Below are 26,330 nucleotides of genomic sequence, written 5' to 3' on the forward strand. Positions count from 1 at the left end.
GACAGCCGTCGTCAGGAAGGCTCGGATCATGATCTTCGTTCAGCGCGACGGCACCACGGGCAACCTGGCCTTCACGGGCGACCGCGCCCGCATCCTCGACGCGAACGGCAACGTCGTCATCGACTGGACCGCCGGCGGCACCCTGCGGGACATCCCGCAGGGCGACGGCTACACCGTCCAGATCCAGACCGGATCGACGGTGAGGTCGGACCGGCTGGCGGTCGGCGCCGTGGTGTTCACCATCGGCCAGTCGAACATCGAGCGCTGGTTCAACACCCCGACCGCGGTGCCGGACGGCAATGCCAGCACCTACATGATGGAGGCGGACGGCTCGATCAGCCCGCAGATCGACGGCGGCGCCTCGACCTATTTCGCCAATTCCTACGCCGCCGCGACCGGCGTGCCGGTGCTGATCGTCGCCGCCGCCAAGGGCGGCACCGCGCTGACCCGGGAGGCCGACAAGGGCAACGGCTACTGGCTCGATACCTCGGCGGGCTCGCTCTACAGCAAGGCGCTGTCGCTGCTGTCGGCCGTCGGCGGGTCGGCGGAGGTCGTCCTGTGGGCGCAGGGCGAGACCGACGCCTCGGGGGGCATCGGCACCGCCGCCTACGCCCAGGCGCTGACGACCTTCATGACCCGGGTGCTGGGCGATTTCGGCGTCGACCGGGTGCTGATCCAGGAGCTCGGCCCCCGCGGCAGCAACGACGGCAAGTACGACGCGGTCCGCCTCGCCCAGCATCAGGTCGCCGACGCCATGGCGGGCGTCGAGATCGGGGCGATCACCACCGACCTCAACACCATCGAGGATGGCATCCACCTCTCGGGCGCCTCGCGGGTGATGGCGGCCGACCGCCTGCTCGAGGCCGCCCTGGCCCTGCAGGGCATCGACGTCTCCCGCACGGTGAAGACCGGCAGCGGCACGCTCACCGGCGGCTCGGGCCGCGACGAGCTGCGCGGCCAGGACGGGGCCGACAGCCTGGTGGGCGGGGCCGGCAGTGACGTGCTCCTCGGGGGCGGGGGCGCCGACACGATCGTGGGCGGGGCGGGGATCGACCTCATCCGGGGCGACGCCGGCAACGACAGCATCGACGGCGGCGAGGACGACGACGTCATCTCGGGCGGCGACGGCGAGGACACGATCGCCGGCGGGGCCGGCAACGACGAGATCTGGGCCGATGCCGGCGACGACCTCGTCATCGGCGGCGCGGGCAACGACGTGCTGTATGGCGGGGGCGGCATCGACACCGCGGTCTTCGCCGGGGCCTTCTCGGACTACAGCATCGTCATCTCGGGCACCACCGCCACGGTGCGCGACCTCAACCCGGCCAACGGCGACGACGGGACGGATTTCCTCGACGGCTTCGAGTTCCTGAGCTTCTCCGACCGGATCTACGACACCAAGGGCACCGGCCTGCCGCCGCTCTTCTCCGGCAGCGACGACTTCGCCGACTTCGCCACCATCACGGCCGGCACCTACGCCCCGACCTCGCTCTACGCCGCGCTTGCCGGCAACGACGAGGTCTACCTGCCCAAGGACGCCGCGGCCGCCCAGGCCGCCGGCTACGACGTCACGGCGATCTTCGATGCCGGGGCGGGCGACGACGTCGTCATCGGCGGCAGCCTGAACGACACGATCCGGGGCGGGGCCGGCAACGACATCATCAACGGCGGCGGCGGCTCCGACCGGATGGAAGGGGGGCTGGGCAACGACACCTACTACGTCGACACCACGGCGGTCGGCACCACCGGCGACCTCGTGGTCGAGAAGCCGAACGAGGGCATCGACACCGTGATCAGCACGGTGACCTTCACCCTCAAGAGCAACGTGGAGAACCTGACGCTCGTCGGCCCCGACGCGATCAACGGGACCGGCAACGAGCTCGCCAACGTCCTGACCGGCAACGACGCCGCCAACATCCTCAACGCCAATGCGGGGGACGACGTCCTCATCGGCATGGGGGGCGACGACCAGATGCGGGGCGGGCTCGGCAACGACACCCTCGACGGCGGGCTCGGGCGCGACACCGCGCTCTATGCCGGGCGGATGGCGGATTACCGGATCAGCGATGTCGGCGGCACCGTCACCATCACGGATCTCAACGTCGCCGACGGCACCGACGAGGGCACCGACCTCCTCCACAACGTCGAGGTGCTGAAGTTCCTCGACGGGACCTACATCGTCAACATTCCCAACGGCCTGTTCATCAACAGCGCCGACACCATCGACTTCTCGACCGTGCGGGCGGGCGACTACCTCGACGGCACGCAGTACGACGGCCAGCTCGGCGACGACGTCGTCCGGCTCGCCGGGACCACGGCGGCGGCGGCCGCCGCCGGATTCGACCCGGCCCGCGCCTTCGATGCCGGGGCGGGCAACGACACGGTCTACGGCGGTGCCCTCGACGACTGGATCAAGGGCGGCGCGGGCGACGACGTCCTCGACGGCGGTGCGGGCTCCGACCGGCTGGAAGGAGGCGCGGGCAACGATACCTACTACGTCGACACCACGGCGGTCGGCCTCACCGGCGACCTCGTGATCGAGAAGGCGAACGAGGGCATCGACACCGTCGTCAGCCCGGTGACCTTCACCCTCAAGAGCAACGTCGAGAACCTGATCCTCACCGGCTCCGCGGATATCGCCGGCTTCGGCAACGAGCTGGCGAACGCGATCACCGGCAACGACGGCAACAACTCCCTGAAGGGGGACGCGGGCAACGACACCCTCCTCGGCGGGCTCGGCAACGACAGCCTGACCGGCGGCCTCGGCAACGACCTGATCGACGGCGGCCTCGGCACCGACACGGCGGTCTTCGCCGGGCTGAAATCCGGCTACCGGCTCACCTTGAGCGCGGGGCGCGCCTCGATCACCGACATCGACGCCTCGGACGGCGACGAGGGCACCGACACCCTCGTCGGCGTCGAGGTCCTGAAATTCGCCGACGGCAGCATCCTGGTCCCGCTCGGCAGCGCCCCGACCGACCTCGCCCTCAGCCACGCGGCGGTGGCCGAGAACAGCCCCGGCGAGACCCCGGTCGGCACCCTGTCGGCCGTGGACCCGGATGCCGGCGACCTCTTCACCTTCGCCCTCGACGACGATTCCGGCGGCGCCTTCGCGCTGCGCGGCGCCGACCTCGTGGTGGCCCCCGGCGCCGCCCTCGACTACGAGGCGACCCCGACCCGGACCGTCACCGTGCGGGTCACCGACGCCGCCGGGCACGTCTTCGCCAAGGCGCTCACCATCGCGATCGAGGACGTCGGCGGCCTCACCGTCACCGGCACGCCGTCGGCCGACGCGCTGACGGGCACGACCGAGAACGACGTCCTCGACGGGCTCGCCGGGGCCGACACGATGACCGGGGGGCTCGGCGACGACCGCTACATCGTCGACAACGCCCGCGACCTGCCGGTGGAGGGGCCGAACGGCGGCTTCGACACCGTCGAGAGCAGCGTCAGTTTCACCCTCGGCGCCCATCTCGAAGCCTTGATTTTGGTCGGTACCGCCTCCAACGCCACCGGCAACGCCGTCGACAACCTGCTGGTCGGCAACGCCCGCAACAACATCCTCGACGGCGGCCTCGGCCACGACACGATGCGGGGGGGCCTCGGCAACGACACCTATCTCGTCGACGATGCGGGCGACGTCGTGATCGAGGAGGCCGATGCGGGCACCGACACGATCAAGACCGCCCTGGCGAGCTACGTCCTGTTGACCGGCAGCAACGTCGAGAACCTGACCTATACCGGCACCGGCGCGTTCACCGGCACCGGCAACGAGCTGGCCAACACCATCACGGGGGGCGCCGGGGCCGACCGGCTCGACGGGGGCGACGACCTCGTGAAGGATTCCCTGCGCGGCGGGGCGGGCGACGACGTCTACGTGGTGCGGATCGGCGACACCGTGACGGAGGCCGCGGGGGGTGGCCACGACACGGTGCAGACGGCGCTCGCGACCTACAAGCTCGCGACGGAGGTCGAGGACCTGATCTTCACCGGGACCGGCGCCTTCAAGGGGACGGGCAACGCCTCGAACAACCTGATCGTCGGCGGCACCGGCGACGACACTCTCGACGGCGGCACCGGCAACGACCTCTTGGTGGGCGGGGCCGGCAACGACACCTACATCCTCGACGCGTCCGGCGACACCGTCTCGGAATTCCGCATCCCGGGCGATCCGACGAGCGGCGATGCCGGCGGCATCGACACGATCCAGATCAAGACGGGCCTGACCGCCTACGACCTCGCCGCGGCCCCGTTCGTCGAGAAGCTCACCTATTCGGGCACGGCGGCGTTCCGGGCGACGGGCAACGGGCTCGACAACGTCCTGGTCACCGGCGCCGGCAACGACACCCTGTCGGGCGGACTCGGCCGCGACACGCTCACGGGCGGGCAGGGGGCCGACCTTTTTCTGTTCTCCGCCCCCGGCGAGGGCGCCGACCTGATCACCGACTTCGCCCGCAGCCAGGGCGACAAGATCGGGATCACGGGCTCCGGATTCGGCGGCGTGGCTCCCGGCGCCCTGGCGGCGGACTGGCTGGTCTCCGGCAAAGTGGCGACCACCGGAGATCACGGGCAGTTCCTCTACGACGCGACGACCCGGATCCTGTCCTGGGACGCGGACGGCACCGGAAGCACGGGGGCGGTCGAGATCACCGCCTTCGCCAAGGCGACGACCCTCGCGGCGTCCGACATCCTCGTCGTCTAGAGCCTTGTCCGACCGAGCGGGGACCGCTTCGTCGGGGAAATTTCCGTCTGATTTGGAGATCTAGAGCATTTTCCGACGAAGTGGACGCCAGTTCGTCGGAAAATGCGGCAAAACAAAGACTTAGAGAGCTTCGCGATGGCAACGCGATCGTGAAGCGCTCTAGACCTCAGCGCCCGTTGCAACGCGATCGGGCACGGGTCCAGGAGCGATCGTCCGGGCGGCCCGAGACTCTCGGGCCGCCCGCGCCCCTCGGCGTCTCCGGCGAGTTGGCGACGGCTGCGAAACCCGAACTCGGCTCGGCTTTGCCGGTCCCCGAGGAGCGGCGCTGCGACGAAGCCTTGCCGCGAGGCGCCATGTCCGTCGAGCCGGCGCGCCTCCCTGGCCGGACATCAGGAGCGCCGCCGGTGCGATCGGCGCCAGCGCCATCCGCGATCGATGCAACCCGACCCGCGCATCGGCGACCAGCGCACTGCGGCCCCGAGAGACCGCGTGGCTTGAGACCGCGCGGCTCGAGGGTAACCCGCAGATGCGCGCAGCACCGACACAGCGGTCGTAGAGACGACGGCCCGAACGATCGCGGGATTTGCCCCAGGTGAACGGGGAGACCGCCACGATCCCCGGCCGAACGTCCCAGTGAAGGATCGCGCGGGACGGACCAGCACGCCCACCCCGAGCAATCATGCAACCATTATGCGAAACATATAAAAACACTGGTTGTGAAAACCGTCCGCCGATGCCCCCGTGGACGGAGTGGAGCGGGAACTTTCGACCACTTCGGCACGTCATGCTGGTACGGGACTGCGCTTCCACGACTTGCGTCGCATGGTCGCATGCACTCGCGACTGATGCGACGACGGGCGATAGACCGGACGGTGCCGGGATAAACTTGCATCTATGTATTCTTCGATTGACTTATGAAGAAGATTTTCCTGTCTTTTCAGGATGGCCTTATGCCGCTTCGACATCTGATTATCAAAATAATTGATGCCATATTTACATGAATAGGGTCAGTATTTCCTATCCATGATACAATTTTACCAAATATGGAGGTGCCTTTTATTTTCCCCGTAGATCTTCTTGAGTGTAGATAGGGATGCTCGACCGAGGCGTCCGGACCAGAATGTAAATTTCGAACTAATAAATGCAGTCTTTTTTCCCAATGTTTCTGGATCGTTACATACATGCTGGCGCGATACGTGACGTCAGCGTGCCGATTCGCATCAATTCTGACAAGTATCGTATCTAGGAATTGCTGATCATGAGTTAATTTGACTTAATCACCGCTCTCACTCGGTCCTGGATAAATCCAGATCAAGCTGCCTCAGCAGTCTATGTCGGAAAATTACCACTTCACGGCAGCAGGATCGTACCGCATAATCCGAACAGTCTAGTCGCATGGAGAGCGGAAATGGCTGATGGAGCCGCCCACGGAGTTGCCTGGAACTCCCCCGAGGGCACTTTCAGCGCCGGCGACCCGGGCGCCGGGACGCCAATCCTGCTGATCGACGGACGGGCACTCGAGCGGGAATGCCTTGCACTTCGTCTGGCGATGGCGGGATTTCGCGTGATCTGTCTCTCCAGTGTCGAAGCCTGGCGCCAGACCGAGGATCGGCCGGCCGTGGCCCTGGTCCTGCTGTACTGCGACCGGACGATCGAGGAACGGCGCCGCATGCTCGACGGCCTCCACCAAGTCGGGGCGACGCAGGTCATCGTGATCTCGCCGGTCGGCAGCCTGAAGTCGATGATGGCGACGATCGAGCACGGCGCCCGCGGCTACGTCCCGACCGCCTCGACCGTGAGCCAGGTCGTCGCGGCGATGCGGCTGGTCCTGTCGGGAGAAGTCTACATTCCGCCCAACTGCCTGTTCGGCGCCAAGGATCCCGAGATCGCGCGCCCCCCGGATGCCTGCTGGCAGGACAACTTCACGGCCAAGCAGGTCGCCGTCATCGAGGGGATCCGAATGGGCAAGCCCAACAAGATCATCGCCTATGAACTCAACATGTGCGAAAGCACCGTGAAGGTGCACATCCGCAACGTCATGAAGAAGCTCAATGCCCGCAATCGCACCGAGCTCGCCTTCAAGGCGACCGAGATGGCGGCGACGGGCTGAAGCGGAACGCGCACAGCCCGCTTCCTCACGATCACCCGACGGGGTATCGCGCGACAGCGCGCGTCGAGGATATCCGCCCGGCCCGTCACCGGGGCACCGATCCAACGAACCGTCCAGCCGCCCCTTACGATCGTCCGGCTCCGCCCAGGCAGGCTGAAAGGGCCGGGCCCAGCTGCGGATACGTCCGATTCCTGCGTCGGGCGACACCTCGTCGGTGGCCGCGGCGCCAGGGAGATCGATCCGGCATGATCGATCCGGCCTGCCGGTCTCTTCAAATCGGAGCCCGCTCCCCTCGCGGCACCGCATCCCTCCGCCCGCACGAGCCGGCCTGCCTGAGGTTGATGCTGCAAGCCGGTGGACAGACCAGATCTTCGTCGGCAGGCCGCCGCCGTGTCCGTCCGTGGATCGCCATGTCATCGCGACGATCGTTGCCCGTATCGCACCGCGGATACGGCACTGGCGCGACGCAACGACGAGCTATGTCGATGGAAGATCATGGTGATTATTGTATTGTTTAATAAAATCTTTCATATGTATGTTATATTGAACTATTTTATGATCGGAATACGTTTGACGATCATCCCACTCTCGTTACGGATCGCAATATTCCAGCACTCTTGGGGATCGATAAAGGATACGCTATCCTTCTCGCCAATCACTGCCTGGATTTCCGCGACGACATAATCGACATCTTGCGCTTCGACACCATCCTCGTCGGAGATGGTCGTATCCTTTCCTTCGAGATCGAGGAAAAAGCGGGAAACGGTGCAGTGGTCCATCGGGCTCATGAAAGCCTGATCCCTCGTAGCGCACGCATGAACGGCAAGCATGTTCGTCACGATATTAGTCTCCTACCCGACTCGATCTATTGCCCAAATTAGTTAATTTTTGGTTAAAGTCTTGCAAAGACGGTGAATAGCGGGCGAAATATCAGGATTTAACAGTCAAGTAATATCAAAAGACGTACGATTTGGCCCGTCGCCAACGCAGACAAGCCGTAAGTGGTAGGCCGATGGCCGATTGGCGCTGTTGCCCGTCGGGGCGTCGCCCATTGGCCCGTCGACGCATCGCACCCGGCGGGACGGGAAAGCTGCGTTCCCGCGCGATCCCGTCGGAGGAGCCGCTCGCGGACCGCCGTCCGACGATTCGGGCATCACCGGGTCCGGCGAACGCGACAGTGATGCGCGTTCGCCGTCGGATGCGGCGGCCCGGCGATGCCGGGACCGCCCCGGAGGCGCCCGATCCGTCGGAGGCTGGGAGAATTCAGCCCGAGGTCGCGGCCGTCACCGGACCGGCCACCCTACCGGCGCCCCCCGCCTCACTCCTTCGCCAGCGCGTCCGCGAAGGCGGCGATGCGGTTGCGGGCGTAGGTCGGCAGGCCGGCGCTGATCGAAGTGCCGGTGTTGAACGAGGAATTGCCCATCAGCACCTGGGCCGGCAGCAGGTTGCGCAGCACAGGGACCCGTTCGTACTCCTTCTTGCGGTCGAGCACGTCCGCCTTGATGCCGAGCGTCATGTAGGCGGTGACCACCGTCCTGTTCGGGTCGTTCGCCACCGGCTGGAGTACCGCCAGGAACTTGCCGAACCGCAGGATCTGGTTGACCCAAAAGATGTTCTGCTCCATCGCGCCGGCCACCGGCGCCTCGATCTTGGTGAGCTGGACGAGCTTGGCGGCCTCGTCGGGCGGGAGGACCCGCAGCTCGCTCTGGAACGAGACGAACTCCGCGATCTTCTTGGCGCCGTCCTCGAGCTTGTTGGCGAGCTTCACGCCGAGCGGCAGCTTGCCCTCGAGATCGTAGCGCGACTCGATGCAGGTCGTGTCGGGCGCCTCGCACCACGGCCGGTCGGGCCGGCGGGCGAAGGCGGCGGCCGGGTCCTTGGTCGGGGTGGCGTCCGCGGGGCTCAGGGGCTTGTGCTTGATCGCCGGGTCCATCCGCGACACGAACGGGATCGTGGCGAAGCGCTTGAGGTCGATCCGGTCGGCCGGGCGCGGCACGATGAACCGCGCCTCGGCGACGTAGACCTTCAAGGCCTCGTGCCGGGGCTTGGCCACCCCGTTCACGGTCTGCACGTAATCCGGCTCGACATAGGCCGGGTGAGGGGAGAGCAGGGCCTTCTGGGCCGGGCTGCGCTTGCCCCATTCGGTGAACGGCACGAGGCCGCTCTCCGGGCTCGCCGGATTGTCGCGGTGATCGGTGAAGGCGATCGTGTTCGGGGCGATCGTCCCCGGGTCGAGCCCGGTCACCGCCGGCACGTCCTTGGTGCGGTACTCGGCGAGGGCGGGGGAGGCCGCGAGCGCCGCGGCGAGCACGAGCGGAACGGGGCGCAGGCGCGCCGTGAGGCTGTCACGCACGGGGGTAGGTCCTGTCTGAGGGTCAGTAGGTCGGGTCGTCGCCGAACGGGTAGTCGGGATCGCGCCGGCGCGGCCGGCGGACATACTCGTCGTCGTCGCCGAAGGGCGAGCGGCTGCGGGCGCCGGGCCAGACCGGATCGGGCGGCTGGATCGGCTGGGCGCGCCGGATATAGGGACGCGGCTCGGGCTGGCCGAACAGGTTGCCGAACGGGTCGAAGCGGTCGGAATCCGGCGCCTCGTCGGGGGCGCGGCCCGGATTCTCGCCAGGGAGCCCCCCCTCCATCGCGTCGCCGTCCTGGTCGCCGTCGGGCCGCATCGCGTAGATCTGCTCCTGCGGCACGAGGCGGAAGCGGGTATCGGCGAGGCGCCCGTCGACCGAGAGGCGGAAATGCTCGATGAAGCCGCCGCCGGACACCCGGTTGCCCGAGCGCAGGTCGATCGCCGCATCGGCGATCAGGGGCTTGGCCTCCGGGCTCGGGCCCGAGAGCGGCGTCTTGGCCACCCCGTTGGCCCAGGCGGCCTGGAGCACCTGGGCGAAGATGGGCACCCCGAGATGGCCGCCGGTCTGACCGCGGCCGAGCGTCCGGCGCTTTCCGTCGGCATTGTCGTAGCCGACCCAGGCCACGATGGTGATTTCGTTGGTGAAGCCGGAGAACCAGGCGTCGTTCTCGTCCTCCGAGGTACCGGTCTTGCCGGCGACGAAGGGCGAGAACCGGGCGAGCGCCGCCGCGGTGCCGCGCTGGGTCACGCCCTGGAGCAGGCTCTTCAGCTGGTAGAACGCCACCCGGTCGGCCGAGCCGATGCGCGCCGGCGGCCGGTCGGCATGCTGGTAGAGCACCTTCTCGCCCTGGGTCACGCTCTCGAGCCCGTAGGGCGAGGGGCGCTGGCCCTCGTTGGCGATCGCCGCGTAGAAGGCCGCGAGGTCGATCATCCGCACCGGCTGGGCCCCGAGCACGAAGGGATAGTAGCGCTCGCACTCGGCGTAGAGCTGGGCCTCCAGCGCGATGTCGCAGACCTTCTGGAGGCTCGCCGGGGCCTTCTCGGCGATGCCGCCCTTGAGGAGCTGGGCGGTGACGAGGTTCTTCGAGTGTTCGAGGCCGCGCCGCAGGGTGGTGGGGCCGGAGCCACCGCCCTCGTAGTTCTTCGGCGACCACGAATCGCCCACTCCGCCGATCGGCGGCAGGGTCACGCGGGCATCCATCACCAGGGTGTTGGGCTGGAGGCCGGCATTGAGCGCGGCGAGGTAGGTGACGGGCTTGAGCGTCGAGCCGGGCTGGCGCACGCTCTGGGTCACCCGGTTGAGCTGGCTCAGCGGATAGGAGAAGCCGCCCGCCATGGCGAGGATGCGCCCGGTACGGTTCTCCATGACCAGCACCGCGCCCTGGACCTGCGGGCGGATGCGCAGGTCGGCGCGGGGAGCGCCCTTGCCCTCCGAGAGCTTGACCCGCACCACGTCGTAGGGGCTGAGCCGGCCGCGGGCGGCGCCCGGGTTCAGGCTCGCGACCCGCCCGTCGGCGAGGCCGACGCGCATGCCGGCCTGGCCGCCGGTGGAGAGCACCACGGCCGCCGGCCAGTGCACGTCGTAGAGCGACAGGCGCGCGGTCTCGAGGGCCCGCTGCCAGGCGGGCTTCGGGCCGGGGGGCTTGACCGCCTTCGCCTGCCTCGACCCCTTCCTGCCCTTCGGCGCGGGCTCCGGAGCAGGAGCGGGCGCCGGCTCGGGGGCGGGCGCCGCGGCCTCGATGCGGCGCACCGCGTCGGCGAGATTCGCCTCCGGTCCCTCGTAGCGGGCGCGGCCCGTGGAGGCCTCGTAGCGCGACAGGCTCTCCTGCAGGATGCCCTCGGTGGCCTCCTGGAGGCCGGCATTGAGGGTCGAGCGTACCGTGTAGGCACCGGCGGTCAGCGAATCGAGGCCGGCGAGCGTGCGCGCCTCGCGGGTCAGGTGATCGACGAAGTGGAAACCGGCATCCTGGCGCAGGCGCTCCAGGGGGGCGAGGCCGAGGGGCGCGGCGAGCGCCGTATTCATCTCGGCCTCGGTGATCGCGCCCTCTTCCTTCATGCGGGTGAGCACGTAGGCGCGGCGCTCCCGCGCCCGCTCGGGATAGCGGTCGGGATTGTAGAAGTTCGGGCCCTTCGGCATGCCGCCGAGCAGAGCCGCCTCGGCGACGCTCAGGTCGCGCACGGATTTGCCGAAATAGCTGCGCGCCGCCATCTCGACGCCGTAGGCGCCGCGGCCGAGATAGATCCCGTTGAGGTAGAGGCCGAGGATCTCGGGTTTCGTCATCACCCGCTCGGCGCGGGCCGCGACGATCATCTCGCGGATCTTGCGCTCGTAGGTGACGTCGTCGCCGACCGAGAGATTCTTGACCACCTGCTGGGTGATCGTCGAGCCGCCCTGGGGCCGGCCCGGCGAGGCGAGATTGCCGATGAACGCGCGGATCACCCCGCGCTCGTCGATGCCGTGATGGGTGAGGAAGCGCTTGTCCTCGGCCGCGATGAACGCCTTCTGGACCAGCGCCGGGACCTCGCCGATCGGCACCGCGATGCGCCGGCCGTTCGGCTCGAAGGTCTCGGAGAAGCGCTTGCCGCGCTCGTCGAGGATCGTGGTGGCGCCGGGCAGCCGCAGGGTCTTGAGGGCGTTGGCGTCCGGCAGGTCGGTGACCGCCTTGTTGTAGAACTCGATCACGTCCCGCGCCACGAAGGGCGAGTTCGCCGGGTTCTCGCCCTTGCAGAACTGCTTGTAGCTCGTGTTGAGCTCGCCGATGTCGAGGCCGTGCAGGAGCTTCGACTCGCCGGCGACCGCCTTGGGGTCCTCCATCGCGGTCGAGATCAGGTCGTCGAGGTTGATGTCCTCGATGTCGAAGGCCTTGCGCATGTGGGCGCAGCCGTCGCGCAGGAGCTGCACCACCTCCGGCCCGTCCTTGGCCGGATCGAACTGCGTGCGGATCGCGTCCGGCCGGGTGGTGACCTGGCTCAGCGTCAGGGCCGTGGCGAACAGCTTGATGAGGATCGCGTTCATCGATGACCAGAGAGCCGGGGAGGGCCGGGGGCAGGACGCGCCCGGCGGCCTGAACCGGACTTGACCCAGCCGGACATCGACAACGCGGCTGTTTTAAGGACGGGGCGGGGTCGCGGTGGCGGAAGCGGGGTTCTCCCCGGTCTCCCCGTTGCCGGTTTCACCGCGCAGCCGCCGCAGGGCGAAGGCGGTGAAGACGCCGACGAGGCAGAGCGCGAGGCCGAACCAGGTGAAGGCGTATTGCAGGTGGTTGTTCGGCAGGTCGACCCGGAGCTGCCCGCCCTTCGGCCAGCCGCCGGGATTGGGCGTCTGGTCGGCCTCGATCAGGTAGGGGGCGACACCCGACGGCCCGGCCGTGGCGAGCCCCTTGGCGGCGGCGATGCCCGGCACGTCGCGGTTGAACCACTCGCCGGTCTGCGGGTTCGGCGCGGGCACGAACATCGCCCGCACCTCGCTCTGGCGCAGCATGCCGGTGACGGTGGCCTCGCCCTCGACCTGACCGGCGGCCCGGCGGGCGACCTCCTTGAGCTCGGTCGGCACGAAGCCGCGATTGACGAGCACGATGCGACCGTCGTCGAGGCGCAGCGGCGTGATCACGTAATAGCCCTGGAGCGCCCGACCCGGCGTGTCGCCGGGCGCGAGGCCGTGGACCAGCGTCTCCTTGTCGTTCAGGAACCGGCCGTGGACCCGCACCCGCTCGAACTCGTCCCGCGCCGGATCGAAGGCGTCGAAGGCCGGAAGGGGGGCGGGCGGATCGATCCGCGAGCGGGCGACGATCCGGTCGATCAAGGCTTCCTTCCAGGCCTTGCGCTCGAGCTGCCAGACCCCGAGACCGATCAGGATGGCCAAGCAGACGAGGCTGGCGAGGGCCGGCGCCACGAGGTCGCGCAGGGCCGCGCGCCGCTCCGCCGCGCCGGCCCCAGGGGCGGGCGCCGTCACCGGAAGCGTCCCTCCGCGGCCTTGTTGGAATATTGCAGCGCCGCCATCATGCCCTTGAGCGGGCGGACCAGGATCAGGCTCAGGCCGATCGAGAGCGGGACCCAGAGCGCGGCATGGACCCACATCGGCGGCTCGTAGGCGAACTCGACCCACATCGCCAGCGCCACCACGACGATGCCGACGATCGACATCACGAAGAAGGCCGGCCCGTCGGCAGAATCGATGAAGCGGTAATCGAGGCCGCAGATCTCGCAGGAGGGACGGAAGCTGAGGAAGCCCTTGAACAGGTGCCCCTCGCCGCAGCGCGGGCAGCGGCCGCGGAGACCCACGGTCGCCGGTGAATCGACGGTGCGGTTGGATTCCATGGCCCTGCTCCTCGAGATGGTCCGCGCGATGGACCCGATCTGGACCCTGCGCGCCATAAGAAAAAGGGCGGCTTGCGCCGCCCTCTCATGTTCCCGACGCGGATGCGTCACGGATCAATGCGCGGCGGCGTGCCCGACGCCCGAACCCCAGACGTAGATGGCGGCGAACAGGAACAGCCACACCACGTCGACGAAGTGCCAGTACCAGGCGGCGAACTCGAAGCCGAGGTGCTGCTTGGCGGTGAACTGGCCGAGATAGAGACGGTAGAGGCAGACCGCGAGGAAGATCGTGCCGATGATGACGTGGGCGCCGTGGAACCCGGTCGCCATGAAGAAGGTGGCCGAGTAGATGCTGCCCGAGAATCCGAAATGGGCGTGGCCGTACTCGTAGGCCTGGACGAAGGAGAACAGGACGCCGAGGGCGATGGTCAGCCAGAGGCCGTACTTCATCCCCTTGCGGTCGTTGTTCAGCAGCGCGTGGTGCGCCCAGGTGATCGTGGTGCCCGAGGTGAGCAGGATCAGGGTGTTGAGCAGCGGCAGGTGCCAGGGATCGAACGCCTCGACGCCCTTCGGCGGCCACAGGCCCCCGGTGAACTCGACGCGCGAGGCCTGGATCGGGTCGGAGGTGTAGAGCGCCGCCTCGAAATAGGCCCAGAACCAGGCGACGAAGAACATCACCTCGGAGGCGATGAACATGATCATGCCGTAGCGGTGCGAGAGCTGCACCACGCGGGTATGGTCGCCGGTATTGGCCTCGTGCGCGACGTCCCGCCACCAGCTGAGCATGGTGTAGAGGATGCCGATCAGGCCGGCGAAGAAGATGTAGGGCCCGAGCGCGAGGTTCGCGATCGTCAGGCTCTTCATCCACAGAACGGCGCCCGACGTCATCACGAAGCCGCTCATCGAGCCGACGAGCGGCCACGGGCTCGGATTGACGAGGTGGTAGTCGTGGTGCTTCCCGTGCGCCTCGGCCATCGTGTCGGGTCTCCTGCCTATCGTCTCGGACCGGTCGCGCCCCGCGCCGGCCGTGGATCTCGTTCTCGCGCGGGGCGGGCCCGCTGCCGGCGGATTCGACGCCGGCCTCGTACGGTCACGCTTTAAAGCCGCCCCGCCGCGATTGTCACCTCGTCAATTGGCCCAGCCCCATCAATTGGCGCGGGTCCCCGTCGGCGTCGCAAGCGCGGCCTGCGGCTGGCCGTTCTTCGACGCGAAGTAGGTGTAGGACAACGTCATCTCGGTGAGGTCGCGCGTGTTCGAATCGGCCTTGATGCCGGGCTCGACGTAGAACACCACCGGGAAGTCCATGGTCTCGCCGGGCTTCAGCGTCTGCTCGTTGAAGCAGAAGCACTGCACCTTGACGAAGTAGCTGCCGGTCAGCGCCGGCTGCAGGTTGAAGGTGGCGATGCCGGTGCTCGGCGTGGTGCCGGTATTGGTGACCCGGAAGAACACCGTCTGGGTGGCGCCGAGCTGCGCCTCCACCTGGGGGCTCTCCGCCACGAAGCGCCAGGGGAGGCCGGGCGCGACGTTGGTGTCGAAATGCACCACCATCTTGTCCTGGCTCACCGGGCCGGAGGCGGCCGCACCCCGCAGCGGCGTGCCGTCGAAGCCGGTCGCCTTGCAGAAGAGGTCGTAGAGCGGCACGAACGCGAAGGCGAGCGCCGTCATGCCGACCACGATGCCGAGGCAGGCGAGCGCCGTATTGCGGGCCTGCCGCTGGCGCGAGCGCGGATCGGCGATGCGGGGGTCGGTCATGGCGGGTCGCCTCCTCGCGTCACAGCGGCCGGTTGAGGACCTGGGGGCCGAGCTTGGCGATCGTCAGCACGTAGAAGATCAGCACCAGGGCGGCGAGCACCATCGCGATGGCGACGGAGCGCTTGCGTCGGCGCTGGATCTCTTCGGGGGTCAGTTGCTGGGGCACCGTACTCATCACCGGGTCGACCTGAGGGGAGGGCGCTTTCAGCCGAGGACCGGCCGGAACAGCCCGAGGCCCTGCTCCGCCAGCAGGGCGGAGAAGAGCAGGAACAGGTAGAGGATCGAGAAGCCGAACAGGCTCATGGCCGCCTTGTTGGCCGCCTCGCCCTCGCGCCGGCGCAGCACCTGGACGCTCAGCCCCACCATCGCCAGGCCGCCGACGAGGCCGACGAGACCGTAGATCAGGCCGCCGAAGCCGAGGAAGACCGGGGCGAGGCCGAGCGGCGCGAGCAGCACCGAATAGGCGAGGATCTGGCGGCGGGTCGAATCGGGGCCCGCCGTGTTCGGCATCATCGGGATGCCGGCGCGGGCATACTCGCCGGCCTTGACCAGCGCCAGCGCCCAGAAATGCGGTGGGGTCCAGATGAAGATGATCAGGAACAGGACCGTGCCCTCGATCCCGATCGAGCCGGTGACGACGGCCTGGCCGATCATCGGCGGCAGGGCGCCGGCGGCGCCGCCGATCACGATGTTCTGCGCCGTCGAGCGCTTCAGCCACATCGAGTAGATGACGGCGTAGAACACGATGGTGAAGGCGAGAAGCCCGGCCGACAGCCAGTTCGCCGCGAGCCCGAGCACCAGCACCGAGCCGACCGAGAGGGTGAGCCCGAAGGACAGGGCCTCGCCCGGCTGGATCCGCCCGGCCGGGATCGGCCGGGTGCGGGTGCGGGTCATCACCGCGTCGACGTCGGCGTCCCACCACATGTTGAGGCAGCCCGAGGCGCCGGCCCCGACGGCGATCATCAGCAGCGAGATCGCCCCGATCACCGGGTTCACGTGCGAGGGCGACACCGTCATGCCGACGAGGGCGGTGAAGATCACCAGCGCCATCACCCGCGGCTTCAGGAGCGCGAAGTAATCCGCGACCTCGCCGCCGGAGGTGCTGGCCTCGACGAAGGGACGGTCGGGAATCGCGGTGTTCGACAGGGTGGTCATGCTGGGTGTCGCGGCCATCGTCTGAAGGGGTTCTGAGGTGTCGCGCTCCTCGCCGGAACGCCCGCTCGCGGGCGCTCGGGGGAAGAGCGGGGGCCGCCTACGGGCGGCCCCCTCTCGTCTCGGTCAGTGGGCGTGGGACGGCTCGTCCACGATCACCGGCAGGGTCTCGTACTGGTGGAAGGGCGGGGGCGAGGACAGGGTCCACTCGAGGGTGGTGGCACCCTCGCCCCACGGGTTGTCCGCGGCCCGCTCCTTGGAGCGGAAGGCGAGCACCACGCCGATCACGAACACGACCATGCCGAGCGCGAAGATGTGGCCGCCCATGGTCGCCACCCAATGCCAGCCCGCGAAGGCCTCCGGGTAGTCGGCATAGCGACGCGGCATGCCGGCCAGACCGAGGAAGTGCATCGGGAAGAACAGCACGTTGGCGCCGATGAAGGCGAGCCAGAAGTGCAGCTTGCCGGCCCATTCGGGGATGATGCGGCCGGTCATCTTCGGGAACCAGTAGTAGACACCGGCGAAGATGATGAACACCGCGCCGAGCGACAGCACGTAGTGGAAGTGCGCGACGACGTAGTAGGTGTCGTGCAGGTAGCGGTCGACGGCGGCGTTGGCCAGGATCACGCCGGTGACGCCGCCGACGGTGAACAGGAACACGAAGCCGACGGCCCAGTGCATGGCGGCGGTGAAGCGGATCGAGCCGCCCCACATCGTGGCGATCCAGGAGAAGATCTTCACGCCGGTGGGAACCGCGATCACCATGGTGGCGAACACGAAGTAGGACTGGGTCTGGAGCGTCAGGCCCACGGTGTACATGTGGTGCGCCCACACCACGAAGCCGACGACGCCGATCGCCACCATCGCGTAGGCCATCGCGAGGTAGCCGAAGACCGGCTTGCGCGAGAAGGTCGAGATGATGTGGGAGACGATGCCGAAGGCCGGCAGGATCATGATGTAGACTTCGGGGTGGCCGAAGAACCAGAACAGGTGCTGGTACAGGATCGGGTCGCCGCCGCCGGCCGGATCGAAGAAGGTCGTGCCGAAGTTGCGGTCGGTCAGCAGCATCGTGATCGCGCCGGCGAGCACCGGAAGCGACAGGAGCAGCAGGAACGCGGTCACCAGCATCGACCAGGCGAACAGCGGCATCTTGTGCAGGGTCATGCCCGGCGCGCGCATGTTCAGGATGGTGGTGATGAAGTTGATCGCGCCGAGGATCGAGCCGGCGCCCGACAGGTGCAGGGCGAAGATCGCGAAGTCGACGGCCGGGCCGGGATGGCCGGCGGTGGAGAGCGGCGGGTAGACGGTCCAGCCGGTGCCGGCGCCGGTGGCGCCCGGGGCGCCCTCGACGAACAGCGAGCAGACGAGGCTCATGAAGCCCGCGACCGTCAGCCAGAACGAGATGTTGTTCATGCGCGGGAACGCCATGTCGGGCGCCCCGATCATCAGCGGCACGAACCAGTTGCCGAAGCCGCCGATCAGCGCCGGCATCACCATGAAGAACACCATGATGAGGCCGTGTCCGGTCACGAACACGTTGTAGGTCTGCGGGTTGGAGAAGTACTGGAGCCCGGGGGCCTCCATCTCCATCCGGATGCCGAAGGACAGGAACGCGCCGACGATGCCCGCCGAGAAGGCGAACAGCAGGTAGAGCGTGCCGATGTCCTTGTGGTTGGTCGAGTTGAACCAGCGCTGGAAGAACGGTGGGGTATGGTCGTGGGCGTGGTCGTGCCCTGCCGTGACGGCTTGAGCCATGGTCAGCCTCTTCGAGGTATGTCTCGGTCGGTCTGTCGGGAGGTGCGGGGCGCGCCGCCGGCGGCGTCCCGCGTCATGAGGTCGGCGCGCGTGACCGCGCGCCCGCGAAGCTTACCGGTTGGCCTCGGCGAACTTGGCGCCGCCGTCGGTGCGGGCGAACTTGGTCTTGGCCTCGGCGGTCCAGGCCTGGAAGGCCTGGTCGCTCACCACCTTCACGGTGATCGGCATGTAGGCGTGGCGCTGGCCGCACAGCTCGGAGCACTGGCCGTGATAGGTGCCTTCGCGGTCCGCCTTGAACCAGAACTGGTTGAGGCGCCCGGGGATCGCGTCGATCTTGAAGCCGAAGGACGGCATCGCCCAGGAATGCATCACGTCGGCCGCGGTGACCTGGATCTTCACGATCTTGTTCACCGGCACCACCATCTCGTTGTCGGTGGCGAGGAGCTTGGGCTGGCCGGACTTCTCCTGGTCCTCGCCCTCGAGCAGGTTGGCGTCGAACTTGAAGCCGCCGACGGCCTCCGGGTACTCGTAGGACCAGTACCAGGCATGCCCGATGACCTTGACCATCAGGTCGGCCTTCGGGTCGGAGAGCTGGGTGCGCAGCACCCGGAAGGACGGGATCGCGATCGCCACCAGGATCAGCACCGGGACGATCGTCCAGGCGACCTCCAGCATCGTGTTGTGGGTGGTGCGCGACGGGGTCGGGTTCTTCTTCTCGTTGAACTTGACCACCACCGCGATCAGCAGGGCGAGCACGAACAGGACGACGCCGAGCATGATCCAGTTCAGGAGGTGGTGGAAATTGTAGATTTCCGTCGCCACCTCGGTCACCGGCCGCTGCAGGTCCATCTGCCACGGCACCGGCTGGCCTATGCCGGCCGCGCTGGCGGCCGTGGCCGTCGCCGCGAGCCCGAGGAGCCCGGTCGTCGCCAGCGCCGCGGCGCGTCCCCCGATGCCCCGGCCCGAAGTCGGCCGTATCTGCGCCCTCGCCATCCCCATGGTGCCCTCGATGCTCCCCAACAGGCTGTCTGCCGGCAACGGCTGCCCGCGGGGCGGAGCGCCGTCCTCGTTTCGGCCGCGCGATGCCGGCCCGCTGCCCTGCGGCCGGAAACCGGCCGAGACCCGGATGCCGTCTCTCACCACAATGCCGCCGCAAGCGCAACGGCGTTGGCGTCGCATCGACGCCGGGAATTCGCCTGTAGGCACTGGACATTCGTCGTGATGCTCGAATGATTCCGCGAAACGTGCGCGATCCCGCCGTGCCCGTCTGGATGACCTCCGGCGCCCAGCCGCATCGGCCGGCAGAACCGCGATTTTCCGATGATCGACCGTCTCGAATTCATCCTGGCACTGGCCCGGGAGCAGCATTTCGGCCGGGCCGCCCAGGCCTGCGGGGTGTCGCAGCAGACCCTCTCGGCGGGGGTCAAGCAACTCGAGGAACGCCTCGGTGTGCTTCTGGTGCAACGCGGCTCGCGCTTCCAGGGCTTCACGCCGGAGGGCGAGCGGGTGCTCGACTGGGCGCGGCGCATCGTCGGCGACGCCCGCGCCATGCGCCAGGAGGTGGCGGCCTTGCGGCGCGGCCTCTCGGGCACGCTCCGGATGGCGGCGGTGCCGACCGCGACCCCGATGGTCGCGGCGCTGACCACGCCGTTCCGCGCCCGCCACCCGGCGGTCCGGTTCTCGGTGCAATCCTCGACCTCCCACGAGATCGTCCGGCAGATCGCCAATCTCGAGCTCGATGCCGGCCTCACCTACATCGAGGACGAGCCGCTGGGACGCGTCACCGCGCTGCCGCTCTACCGCGAGCATTACCGGCTGCTCACCGCGGCGGACGGGATCTATGGCGGGCGGGCGAGCGTGACCTGGGCTGAGGTCGGGCGCATCCCGCTCTGCCTGCTCACCCCGGCGATGCAGAACCGCCGCATCATCGACCGCCACCTGCGCGCCGCCGGGGCCGAGCCGGCACCGCTGCTCGAATCGAACTCGATGATCGTGCTCGTCACCCATGTGCGCACCGCCAAATGGGCGAGCATCATGCCGGCGGCCCTCGCCGAGACCTTCCGGCTGACCGAGCGGGTCCGGGCGGTGCCGATCACCGACCCCGACGTCAGCCACACGATCGGCCTCGTGGTGCCCGAGCGCGATCCGATGACCCCCCTCGTCGCCGCCTTCCTGGCCGAGGCGCGGACGATCGCCCCGGACCTGGCCGCCGAAGTGGCGGCGTTGTGAGATCCTCTCGACCCATACCGCCGGCAGGCCGTGAACGGCCGAAAACCGACGCTGTCCCAATGTCTTGAAAGTTGTACCCGCGCAGTCCGGCGCAACGTCCGCGTCTGTCGTCATTCGGCGAAACGATGTCGCTGCGGCCGCGTTCAACAAAAATTCCTTGTCGGACCACCGAACCGCACGATTGATTCTCCGTCGGGCGGGGATCAGGTTGGAGATTAGAACGACAACGATCTGGGCTGGAAACCATGCCGGGATACGAACCCTGGGACGCCGACCGGGCGACCGGGATCATCGCCGAACACGCCCACCGCGAAGGCGCGACCCTGCCGATCCTGCACGCGCTCCAGGAGACGTTCGGCTACGTCGACGGCGCCGCGGTGCCGCTGATCGCCGAGGCGCTGAACCTGTCGCGGGCCGAGGTGCATGGCTGCCTCACCTTCTACCACGACTTCCGCAAGGAGCCGGCGGGCCGCCACACCGTGAAGCTGTGCCGGGCCGAGGCCTGCCAGGCGGTCGGCGCCGATGCGCTCCACGAGGACGTGCTGCGCCGCTACGACGTCGCCTGGCACGGCACGACCCGGGACGGGCAAGTGACGGTCGAGCCGGTCTTCTGCCTCGGGCTCTGCGCCTGCGGCCCCGCCGCCCTCGTCGATGGCGAGCCCGTCGGCCGCCTCGATCTCGACACCCTGGCGGATGCGCTGACGGAGCGGGCCGCGTGAGCATCACCCTCTATCTCCCCAAGGACGCCGCCAGCCTCGCGCTCGGTGCGGATCGCGTCGCCAGGGCGCTCCAGCGCTCGGCCCAGGCTCGCGGCCTCGACGTCACCCTGGTCCGGACCGGCTCGCGCGGCATGCTGTGGCTCGAGCCGATGCTCGAGGTCGAGACGCCGGAGGGGCGCATCGCCTACGGCCCGGTACGGCCCGGCGACGTCGAATCCCTGCTCGATGCCGGATTGCCGGAGGGCGGGGCGCATCGCCTGCGCATCGGCCGGCCGGAGGACCAGCCGTATTTCGCCCGCCAGCAGCGCCTGACCTTCGGCCGCTGCGGCGTGATCGATCCGGCCTCGGTCGAGTCCTATCGGGCGCATGGCGGCTATCGCGGCCTCGAGGCGGCGCTCGCGGCCGGTCCGGCCGGCACCGTCGAGGCGGTGAAGGCCTCGGGCTTGCGCGGTCGCGGGGGCGCCGGCTTCCCGACCGGCATCAAGTGGAACACGGTGATGCTGGCGCAAGCGCCGCAGAAATACGTGGTCTGCAACGCCGACGAGGGCGATTCCGGCACCTTCGCCGACCGGATGCTGATGGAGGGCGATCCGCTCACCCTCATCGAGGGCATGACGATCGCGGCGGTCGCGGTGGGTGCCACCCGCGGCTACATCTATTGCCGGTCCGAGTACCCGCACGCCTTCGCGGCGCTGGAAACCGCCATCGCGGCGGCCGAGCGTGCCGGGTATCTCGGCGCGGACGTGATGGGCTCCGGCCACGCCTTCCACCTCGAAGCACGGCTCGGGGCCGGCGCCTATATCTGCGGCGAGGAGACCTCGCTGCTGGAGAGCCTGGAGGGCAAGCGCGGCCTCGTGCGGGCCAAGCCCCCGATCCCGGCGCTCAAGGGCCTGTTCGGCCAGCCGACGCTGGTCAACAACGTGCTGTCCTTCGCCGCCGTGCCGTGGATCCTGGAGCATGGCGGCCCGGCCTACGCCGCCTACGGCATGGGCCGTTCGCTCGGCACCCTGCCGATTCAGCTCGCCGGCAACGTGAAGCGCGGCGGCCTGATCGAGACCGCCTTCGGCCTCACGCTCCGCGAGGTGATCGAGGAGTTTGGCGGCGGCACCGCCTCGGGCCGGCCGCTCCGCGCCGTGCAGGTCGGCGGGCCGCTCGGGGCCTACTTCCCCGAATCGCTCCTCGACACGCCCCTCGACTACGAGGCCTTCGCGGCCAAGAAGGGCCTGCTCGGCCACGGCGGCATCGTGGTGTTCGACGACACCGTCGACCTCGCCCGCCAGGCCCGCTTCGCCTTCGAGTTCTGCGCCGCCGAGTCCTGCGGCAAGTGCACCCCCTGCCGCATCGGCGCGGTGCGCGGCATGGAGACGATCGACAAGGTGCTCGCCGGCGAGTCGCCGCGCGAAAACCTCGCCCTCGTCACCGACCTCTGCGAGGTCATGACCGACGGTTCGCTCTGCGCCATGGGCGGGCTCACGCCCGTCCCGGTGATGAGCGCGCTCACCCATTTCCCGGAAGATTTTTCCGGCCGCGGCGCCAAGCTGCCGCTGGCTGCCGAGTGAGGACGCGTCCGATGGCCCTCATCAAGGAAATCGACTACGGCACCCCGATCCGCGTCTCCGACCAGTCGGTGACGCTGACGATCGACGGCCAATCCGTGACCGTGCCCGCCGGCACCTCGGTGATGGCGGCGGCGATGCATGCCGGGACGCAGATCCCGAAGCTCTGCGCCACCGACTCCCTCGAGCCGTTCGGCTCCTGCCGCCTCTGCCTCGTCGAGATCGACGGGCGGCGCGGCACGCCGGCCTCCTGCACGACGCCGGCCGAGAACGGCATGGTGGTGCACACCCAGAGCGACAAGCTCGCGCGCCTGCGCAAGGGGGTGATGGAGCTCTACATCTCCGACCACCCGCTCGACTGCCTGACCTGCTCGGCGAACGGCGATTGCGAGCTGCAGACCCAGGCCGGCACGGTGGGCCTGCGCGAGGTGCGCTACGGCTACGACGGCGCCAACCACGTCTCGAAGAATTCCGAGCTGTATCTCCCGAAGGACGAGTCGAACCCGTACTTCGCCTACGACCCGTCGAAGTGCATCGTCTGCAACCGCTGCGTCCGCGCCTGCGAGGAGGTGCAGGGCACCTTCGCGCTGACCATCGCCGGTCGCGGCTTCGATTCGCGGGTGGCGGCCGGGCCGACCGACTTCTTCAACTCCGAATGCGTGTCCTGCGGCGCCTGCGTGCAGGCCTGCCCGACGGCGACGCTCCAGGAGAAGTCCGTCATCGCGATGGGCCAGCCCGAGCATTCCAAGGTCACGACCTGCGCCTATTGCGGCGTCGGCTGCGCCTTCAAGGCCGAGATGCAGGGCGACCGGATCGTCCGCATGGTGCCCTACAAGGACGGCAAGGCCAACGAGGGCCATTCCTGCGTCAAGGGCCGCTTCGCCTACGGCTACGCCACCCACCAGGACCGCATCACCAAGCCGATGGTGCGTGACAAGATCACCGATCCCTGGCGCGAGGTGTCCTGGGAGGAGGCGATCCAGCACGCGGCCTCCGCGTTCAAGCGGATCCAGGCCCAGTACGGGCGTGACTCGATCGGCGGCATCACCTCGTCGCGCTGCACCAACGAGGAGGCCTACCTCGTCCAGAAGCTGGTCCGCGCGGGCTTCGGCAACAACAACGTCGATACCTGCGCCCGGGTCTGCCACTCGCCGACCGGCTACGGCCTGATGTCGACGCTCGGCACGTCGGCCGGGACCCAGGACTTCAAGTCGGTCGAGGATGCCGACGTGATCCTGGTGATCGGCGCCAACCCGACCGACGGCCACCCGGTCTTCGGCTCGCGGATGAAGAAGCGCCTGCGCCAGGGCGCCAAGCTCATCGTCGCCGACCCGCGCCGGATCGACCTCGTCAAGTCTCCCCACATCAAGGCGACCCATCACCTGCCGGTGAAGCCGGGCTCCAACGTCGCCCTCGTCAACGCGCTGGCCCATGTCATCGTCACCGAGGGGCTGATCGACGAGGCTTATGTCCGCGAGCGCTGCGACCTCAAGGACTTCGAGATCTGGGCCCGCTTCATCGCCGACGAGCGCCACGCGCCGGAAGCGGTGCAGGAGCTGACCGGCTGCGACCCGGCCGAGGTGCGGGCCGCCGCCCGGCTCTACGCCAAGGGCGGCGCCGCGGCGATCTATTACGGGCTCGGCGTCACCGAGCACAGCCAGGGCTCGACCATGGTGATGGGCATGGCGAACCTCGCCATGGCCACCGGCAACATCGGCAAGCCGGGCGCCGGCGTGAACCCGCTGCGGGGCCAGAACAACGTCCAGGGCTCCTGCGACATGGGCTCGTTCCCGCACGAGCTCACCGGCTACCGCCACGTCTCGGACGACGCGACCCGCGAGACCTTCGAGGCGCTGTGGGGCGCCCAGCTCTCGCCGAATCCGGGCCTGCGCATCACCAACATGCTGGACGAGGCCGTCGCCGGCACGTTCAAGGGCCTCTACATCCAGGGCGAGGACATCGCCCAGTCCGACCCCGACACGCACCACGTCACCGCCGGCCTCAGGGCGATGGAGTGCATCGTCGTCCAGGACCTGTTCCTGAACGAGACGGCGAAATACGCCCACGTCTTCCTGCCGGGCGCCTCGTTCCTGGAGAAGGACGGCACCTTCACCAACGCGGAGCGGCGGATCAGCCGGGTGCGCCAGGTGATGGCGCCGATGGGCGGCTACGGCGACTGGGAGGGCACGGTGCTGCTCGCCAACGCGCTCGGCTACAAGATGGACTATACGCATCCGTCGCAGATCATGGACGAGATCGCGTCGCTCACCCCGAGCTTCGCCGGCGTGTCCTACGCCAAGCTCGAGGAGCTCGGCTCGATCCAGTGGCCCTGCAACGACAAGGCGCCGCAGGGCACGCCGATGATGCATGTCGACCGCTTCGTGCGCGGCCTCGGCCGGTTCATGCTCACCGAGTTCGTGGCTTCCGACGAGCGCACGACGCGCAAGTTCCCGCTCATCCTCACCACCGGCCGCATCCTGTCGCAGTACAATGTCGGGGCGCAGACCCGGCGCACCGCGAACTCGCTGTGGCACCCGGAGGACGTGCTGGAGATCCATCCCTTCGACGCCGAGAGCCGCGGCATCGTCGACGGCGACCTCATCAGCCTCGAGAGCCGGTCGGGCGACATCGCCCTCAAGGCCCGGGTCACCGAGCGGATGCAGCCGGGGGTGGTCTACACCACCTTCCACCATGCCAAGACGGGCGCCAACGTCATCACCACCGACTATTCGGACTGGGCCACCAACTGCCCGGAATACAAGGTGACGGCGGTGCAGGTGCGGCGTACGAACCGGCCCTCCGATTGGCAGGCCCGGTTCTATGAGGAAGACATCTCCCTCACCCGCATCGCCCAAACCCTCGATGCCGCCGAGTAGCGGCGTCGCGACGAGCGCCACCGTCCCGACCCGCGTCGTCGCCTACGGGCGCGGCGAGGAGCGGGACGGGATGCGCCCGCTCGCCGTCGAGATGCCGGTGAACGTGATCTACGGCGACGTGCCCTACGCCGTCATGATGACGACGCCGGCCGACCTGGAAGACTTCGCCTACGGCTTCAGCCTGACCGAGGGCATCGTGGCGCGAGCCGACGAGATCCGGGGCGCCGCAGTCGAGGACGGCGAAGGGGGCCTTCGCCTCGTCGTCGATCTCGCCCCCGGGCGGCTGCGCGAGCACCTCGCCCGCAAGCGGGCTCTGTCGGGCCGCACCGGCTGCGGCGTCTGCGGCATTGACGACCTGAAGGACATTCCCCGCGCCGAGCGGCGCGCGGCGGACGGCGTCACGGTCCGGCTGTCCGCGGTCGAACGGGCGCTCCAGGCTCTCGATGACCTCCAGGTGCTCGGGCGCGAGACCCGGGCGGTCCATGCCGCCGCCTGGGCCGACCGCGACGGCGCCGTCCTGGCGGTGCGCGAGGATGTCGGGCGCCACAACGCTCTCGACAAGCTGATCGGCGCGCTCCTGCGGGCGGGCACCGATCCGGCCGCGGGCTTCCTCGTCATCACCAGCCGGTGCTCGTTCGAGATGGTCGAGAAGGCCGCGAGCTTCGGCGCCGCGATCCTGGTGGCGATCTCCGCCCCGACCTCGCTCGCCGTCGAGCGCGCCGCGCTCCACGGCCTCACCCTGGCGGCGATCGCCCGCCACGACACCGTCACCCTGTTCACCGCCCCCGAGCGCCTGACCAACGCGTGAG

18 protein-coding genes are annotated in these 26,330 nt (G+C 68.7%); 7 read left to right on the forward strand and 11 right to left on the reverse strand.

The window, feature by feature from the left end; all coding sequences use genetic code 11:
• Positions 1–28: 28 nt before the first annotated feature.
• A complete protein-coding gene (locus miv_RS33715; protein ID WP_207182670.1) occupies positions 29–4,702 on the forward strand; it encodes a beta strand repeat-containing protein in 4,674 nt (1,557 codons plus the stop codon).
• A gap of 1,408 nt (positions 4,703–6,110) precedes the next feature.
• Positions 6,111–6,812: a response regulator transcription factor gene (locus miv_RS10635; RefSeq protein WP_082171665.1), complete on the forward strand. Its 702-nt coding sequence runs from the start codon at positions 6,111–6,113 to the stop codon at positions 6,810–6,812.
• Positions 6,813–7,360: 548 nt separating this feature from the next.
• Here the strand turns inward: miv_RS10635 and miv_RS10640 are convergent.
• The 11 genes from miv_RS10640 to coxB form a co-directional block, all read right to left on the reverse strand.
• Complete coding sequence (locus miv_RS10640) at positions 7,361–7,642, reverse strand: DUF6894 family protein (RefSeq protein ID WP_425312979.1); 282 nt, start codon at positions 7,640–7,642, stop codon at positions 7,361–7,363.
• A gap of 488 nt (positions 7,643–8,130) precedes the next feature.
• Complete coding sequence (locus miv_RS10645; protein ID WP_082171666.1) at positions 8,131–9,165, reverse strand: hypothetical protein; 1,035 nt, start codon at positions 9,163–9,165, stop codon at positions 8,131–8,133.
• A 22-nt stretch (positions 9,166–9,187) separates the two neighbouring features.
• Complete coding sequence (locus miv_RS10650) at positions 9,188–12,181, reverse strand: penicillin-binding protein 1A (protein WP_207182679.1); 2,994 nt, start codon at positions 12,179–12,181, stop codon at positions 9,188–9,190.
• 93 nt (positions 12,182–12,274) lie between these two features.
• The gene (locus tag miv_RS10655) at positions 12,275–13,117 is read right to left on the reverse strand and encodes an SURF1 family protein (RefSeq protein WP_048428092.1); all 843 of its coding nucleotides are present in this window, start codon (positions 13,115–13,117) and stop codon (positions 12,275–12,277) included.
• Positions 13,114–13,482 (reverse strand): DUF983 domain-containing protein, encoded by a 369-nt coding sequence (locus tag miv_RS10660; protein ID WP_207182680.1) that lies wholly within the window; start codon positions 13,480–13,482, stop codon positions 13,114–13,116. The genes miv_RS10655 and miv_RS10660 overlap by 4 nt, the downstream gene beginning before the upstream one ends.
• A 114-nt stretch (positions 13,483–13,596) precedes the next feature.
• Positions 13,597–14,457, reverse strand: a complete 861-nt coding sequence (locus tag miv_RS10665) for a cytochrome c oxidase subunit 3 (RefSeq protein WP_048428090.1) — start codon at positions 14,455–14,457, stop codon at positions 13,597–13,599.
• A 171-nt stretch (positions 14,458–14,628) separates the two neighbouring features.
• Positions 14,629–15,234, reverse strand: a complete 606-nt coding sequence (locus miv_RS10670) for a cytochrome c oxidase assembly protein (protein WP_058618656.1) — start codon at positions 15,232–15,234, stop codon at positions 14,629–14,631.
• A 19-nt stretch (positions 15,235–15,253) separates the two neighbouring features.
• On the reverse strand, positions 15,254–15,409 hold the full coding sequence (locus tag miv_RS10675; protein WP_048428088.1) for a hypothetical protein: 156 nt from the start codon (positions 15,407–15,409) through the stop codon (positions 15,254–15,256).
• A gap of 29 nt (positions 15,410–15,438) precedes the next feature.
• Positions 15,439–16,389 (reverse strand): heme o synthase, encoded by a 951-nt coding sequence (locus tag miv_RS10680; RefSeq protein ID WP_048428087.1) that lies wholly within the window; start codon positions 16,387–16,389, stop codon positions 15,439–15,441.
• A gap of 123 nt (positions 16,390–16,512) precedes the next feature.
• Entirely contained in the window at positions 16,513–18,141 is a 1,629-nt protein-coding gene (ctaD, locus tag miv_RS10685) for a cytochrome c oxidase subunit I (RefSeq protein ID WP_048428086.1), read from the reverse strand.
• Positions 18,142–18,252: 111 nt separating this feature from the next.
• Positions 18,253–19,140: a cytochrome c oxidase subunit II gene (coxB, locus tag miv_RS10690; RefSeq protein ID WP_425312980.1), complete on the reverse strand. Its 888-nt coding sequence runs from the start codon at positions 19,138–19,140 to the stop codon at positions 18,253–18,255.
• Positions 19,141–19,461: 321 nt separating this feature from the next.
• Between coxB and miv_RS10695 the strand changes: the two genes are divergently transcribed.
• The 5 genes from miv_RS10695 to fdhD all read left to right on the forward strand — a co-directional run bounded on the left by miv_RS10695 (position 19,462) and on the right by fdhD (position 26,329).
• Entirely contained in the window at positions 19,462–20,370 is a 909-nt protein-coding gene (locus miv_RS10695) for a LysR family transcriptional regulator (RefSeq protein ID WP_048428085.1), read from the forward strand.
• 245 nt (positions 20,371–20,615) lie between these two features.
• The gene (locus tag miv_RS10700; RefSeq protein WP_207182682.1) at positions 20,616–21,089 is read left to right on the forward strand and encodes a formate dehydrogenase subunit gamma; all 474 of its coding nucleotides are present in this window, start codon (positions 20,616–20,618) and stop codon (positions 21,087–21,089) included.
• Entirely contained in the window at positions 21,086–22,648 is a 1,563-nt protein-coding gene (locus miv_RS10705) for a formate dehydrogenase beta subunit (RefSeq protein WP_207182683.1), read from the forward strand. The genes miv_RS10700 and miv_RS10705 overlap by 4 nt, the downstream gene beginning before the upstream one ends.
• An 11-nt stretch (positions 22,649–22,659) precedes the next feature.
• The gene (gene fdhF, locus miv_RS10710; RefSeq protein ID WP_207182684.1) at positions 22,660–25,521 is read left to right on the forward strand and encodes a formate dehydrogenase subunit alpha; all 2,862 of its coding nucleotides are present in this window, start codon (positions 22,660–22,662) and stop codon (positions 25,519–25,521) included.
• Positions 25,508–26,329, forward strand: coding sequence for a formate dehydrogenase accessory sulfurtransferase FdhD (gene fdhD / locus miv_RS10715; protein WP_244748942.1), 822 nt, complete (start codon positions 25,508–25,510; stop codon positions 26,327–26,329). The genes fdhF and fdhD overlap by 14 nt, the downstream gene beginning before the upstream one ends.
• The last annotated feature ends 1 nt before the right edge of the window (position 26,330 follow it).

Origin of the sequence: Methylobacterium indicum (genome assembly GCF_017347565.1) — a bacterium.
GTDB lineage: Bacteria > Pseudomonadota > Alphaproteobacteria > Rhizobiales > Beijerinckiaceae > Methylobacterium > Methylobacterium indicum.

What these genes read in the sequence shown, in the direction of transcription:
- miv_RS33715 (WP_207182670.1), top strand. Translation starts at nt 29, where the DNA reads ATGATCTTCGTTCAGCGCGACGGCACCACGGGCAACCTGGCCTTCACG.
- miv_RS10635 (WP_082171665.1), top strand. Translation starts at nt 6,111, where the DNA reads ATGGCTGATGGAGCCGCCCACGGAGTTGCCTGGAACTCCCCCGAGGGC.
- miv_RS10640 (WP_425312979.1), bottom strand. Translation starts at nt 7,642, where the DNA reads ATGCTTGCCGTTCATGCGTGCGCTACGAGGGATCAGGCTTTCATGAGC.
- miv_RS10650 (WP_207182679.1), bottom strand. Translation starts at nt 12,181, where the DNA reads ATGAACGCGATCCTCATCAAGCTGTTCGCCACGGCCCTGACGCTGAGC.
- miv_RS10660 (WP_207182680.1), bottom strand. Translation starts at nt 13,482, where the DNA reads ATGGAATCCAACCGCACCGTCGATTCACCGGCGACCGTGGGTCTCCGC.
- miv_RS10665 (WP_048428090.1), bottom strand. Translation starts at nt 14,457, where the DNA reads ATGGCCGAGGCGCACGGGAAGCACCACGACTACCACCTCGTCAATCCG.
- miv_RS10670 (WP_058618656.1), bottom strand. Translation starts at nt 15,234, where the DNA reads ATGACCGACCCCCGCATCGCCGATCCGCGCTCGCGCCAGCGGCAGGCC.
- miv_RS10675 (WP_048428088.1), bottom strand. Translation starts at nt 15,409, where the DNA reads ATGAGTACGGTGCCCCAGCAACTGACCCCCGAAGAGATCCAGCGCCGA.
- miv_RS10680 (WP_048428087.1), bottom strand. Translation starts at nt 16,389, where the DNA reads ATGACCACCCTGTCGAACACCGCGATTCCCGACCGTCCCTTCGTCGAG.
- ctaD (WP_048428086.1), bottom strand. Translation starts at nt 18,141, where the DNA reads ATGGCTCAAGCCGTCACGGCAGGGCACGACCACGCCCACGACCATACC.
- coxB (WP_425312980.1), bottom strand. Translation starts at nt 19,140, where the DNA reads ATGGGGATGGCGAGGGCGCAGATACGGCCGACTTCGGGCCGGGGCATC.
- miv_RS10695 (WP_048428085.1), top strand. Translation starts at nt 19,462, where the DNA reads ATGATCGACCGTCTCGAATTCATCCTGGCACTGGCCCGGGAGCAGCAT.
- miv_RS10700 (WP_207182682.1), top strand. Translation starts at nt 20,616, where the DNA reads ATGCCGGGATACGAACCCTGGGACGCCGACCGGGCGACCGGGATCATC.
- fdhF (WP_207182684.1), top strand. Translation starts at nt 22,660, where the DNA reads ATGGCCCTCATCAAGGAAATCGACTACGGCACCCCGATCCGCGTCTCC.
- fdhD (WP_244748942.1), top strand. Translation starts at nt 25,508, where the DNA reads ATGCCGCCGAGTAGCGGCGTCGCGACGAGCGCCACCGTCCCGACCCGC.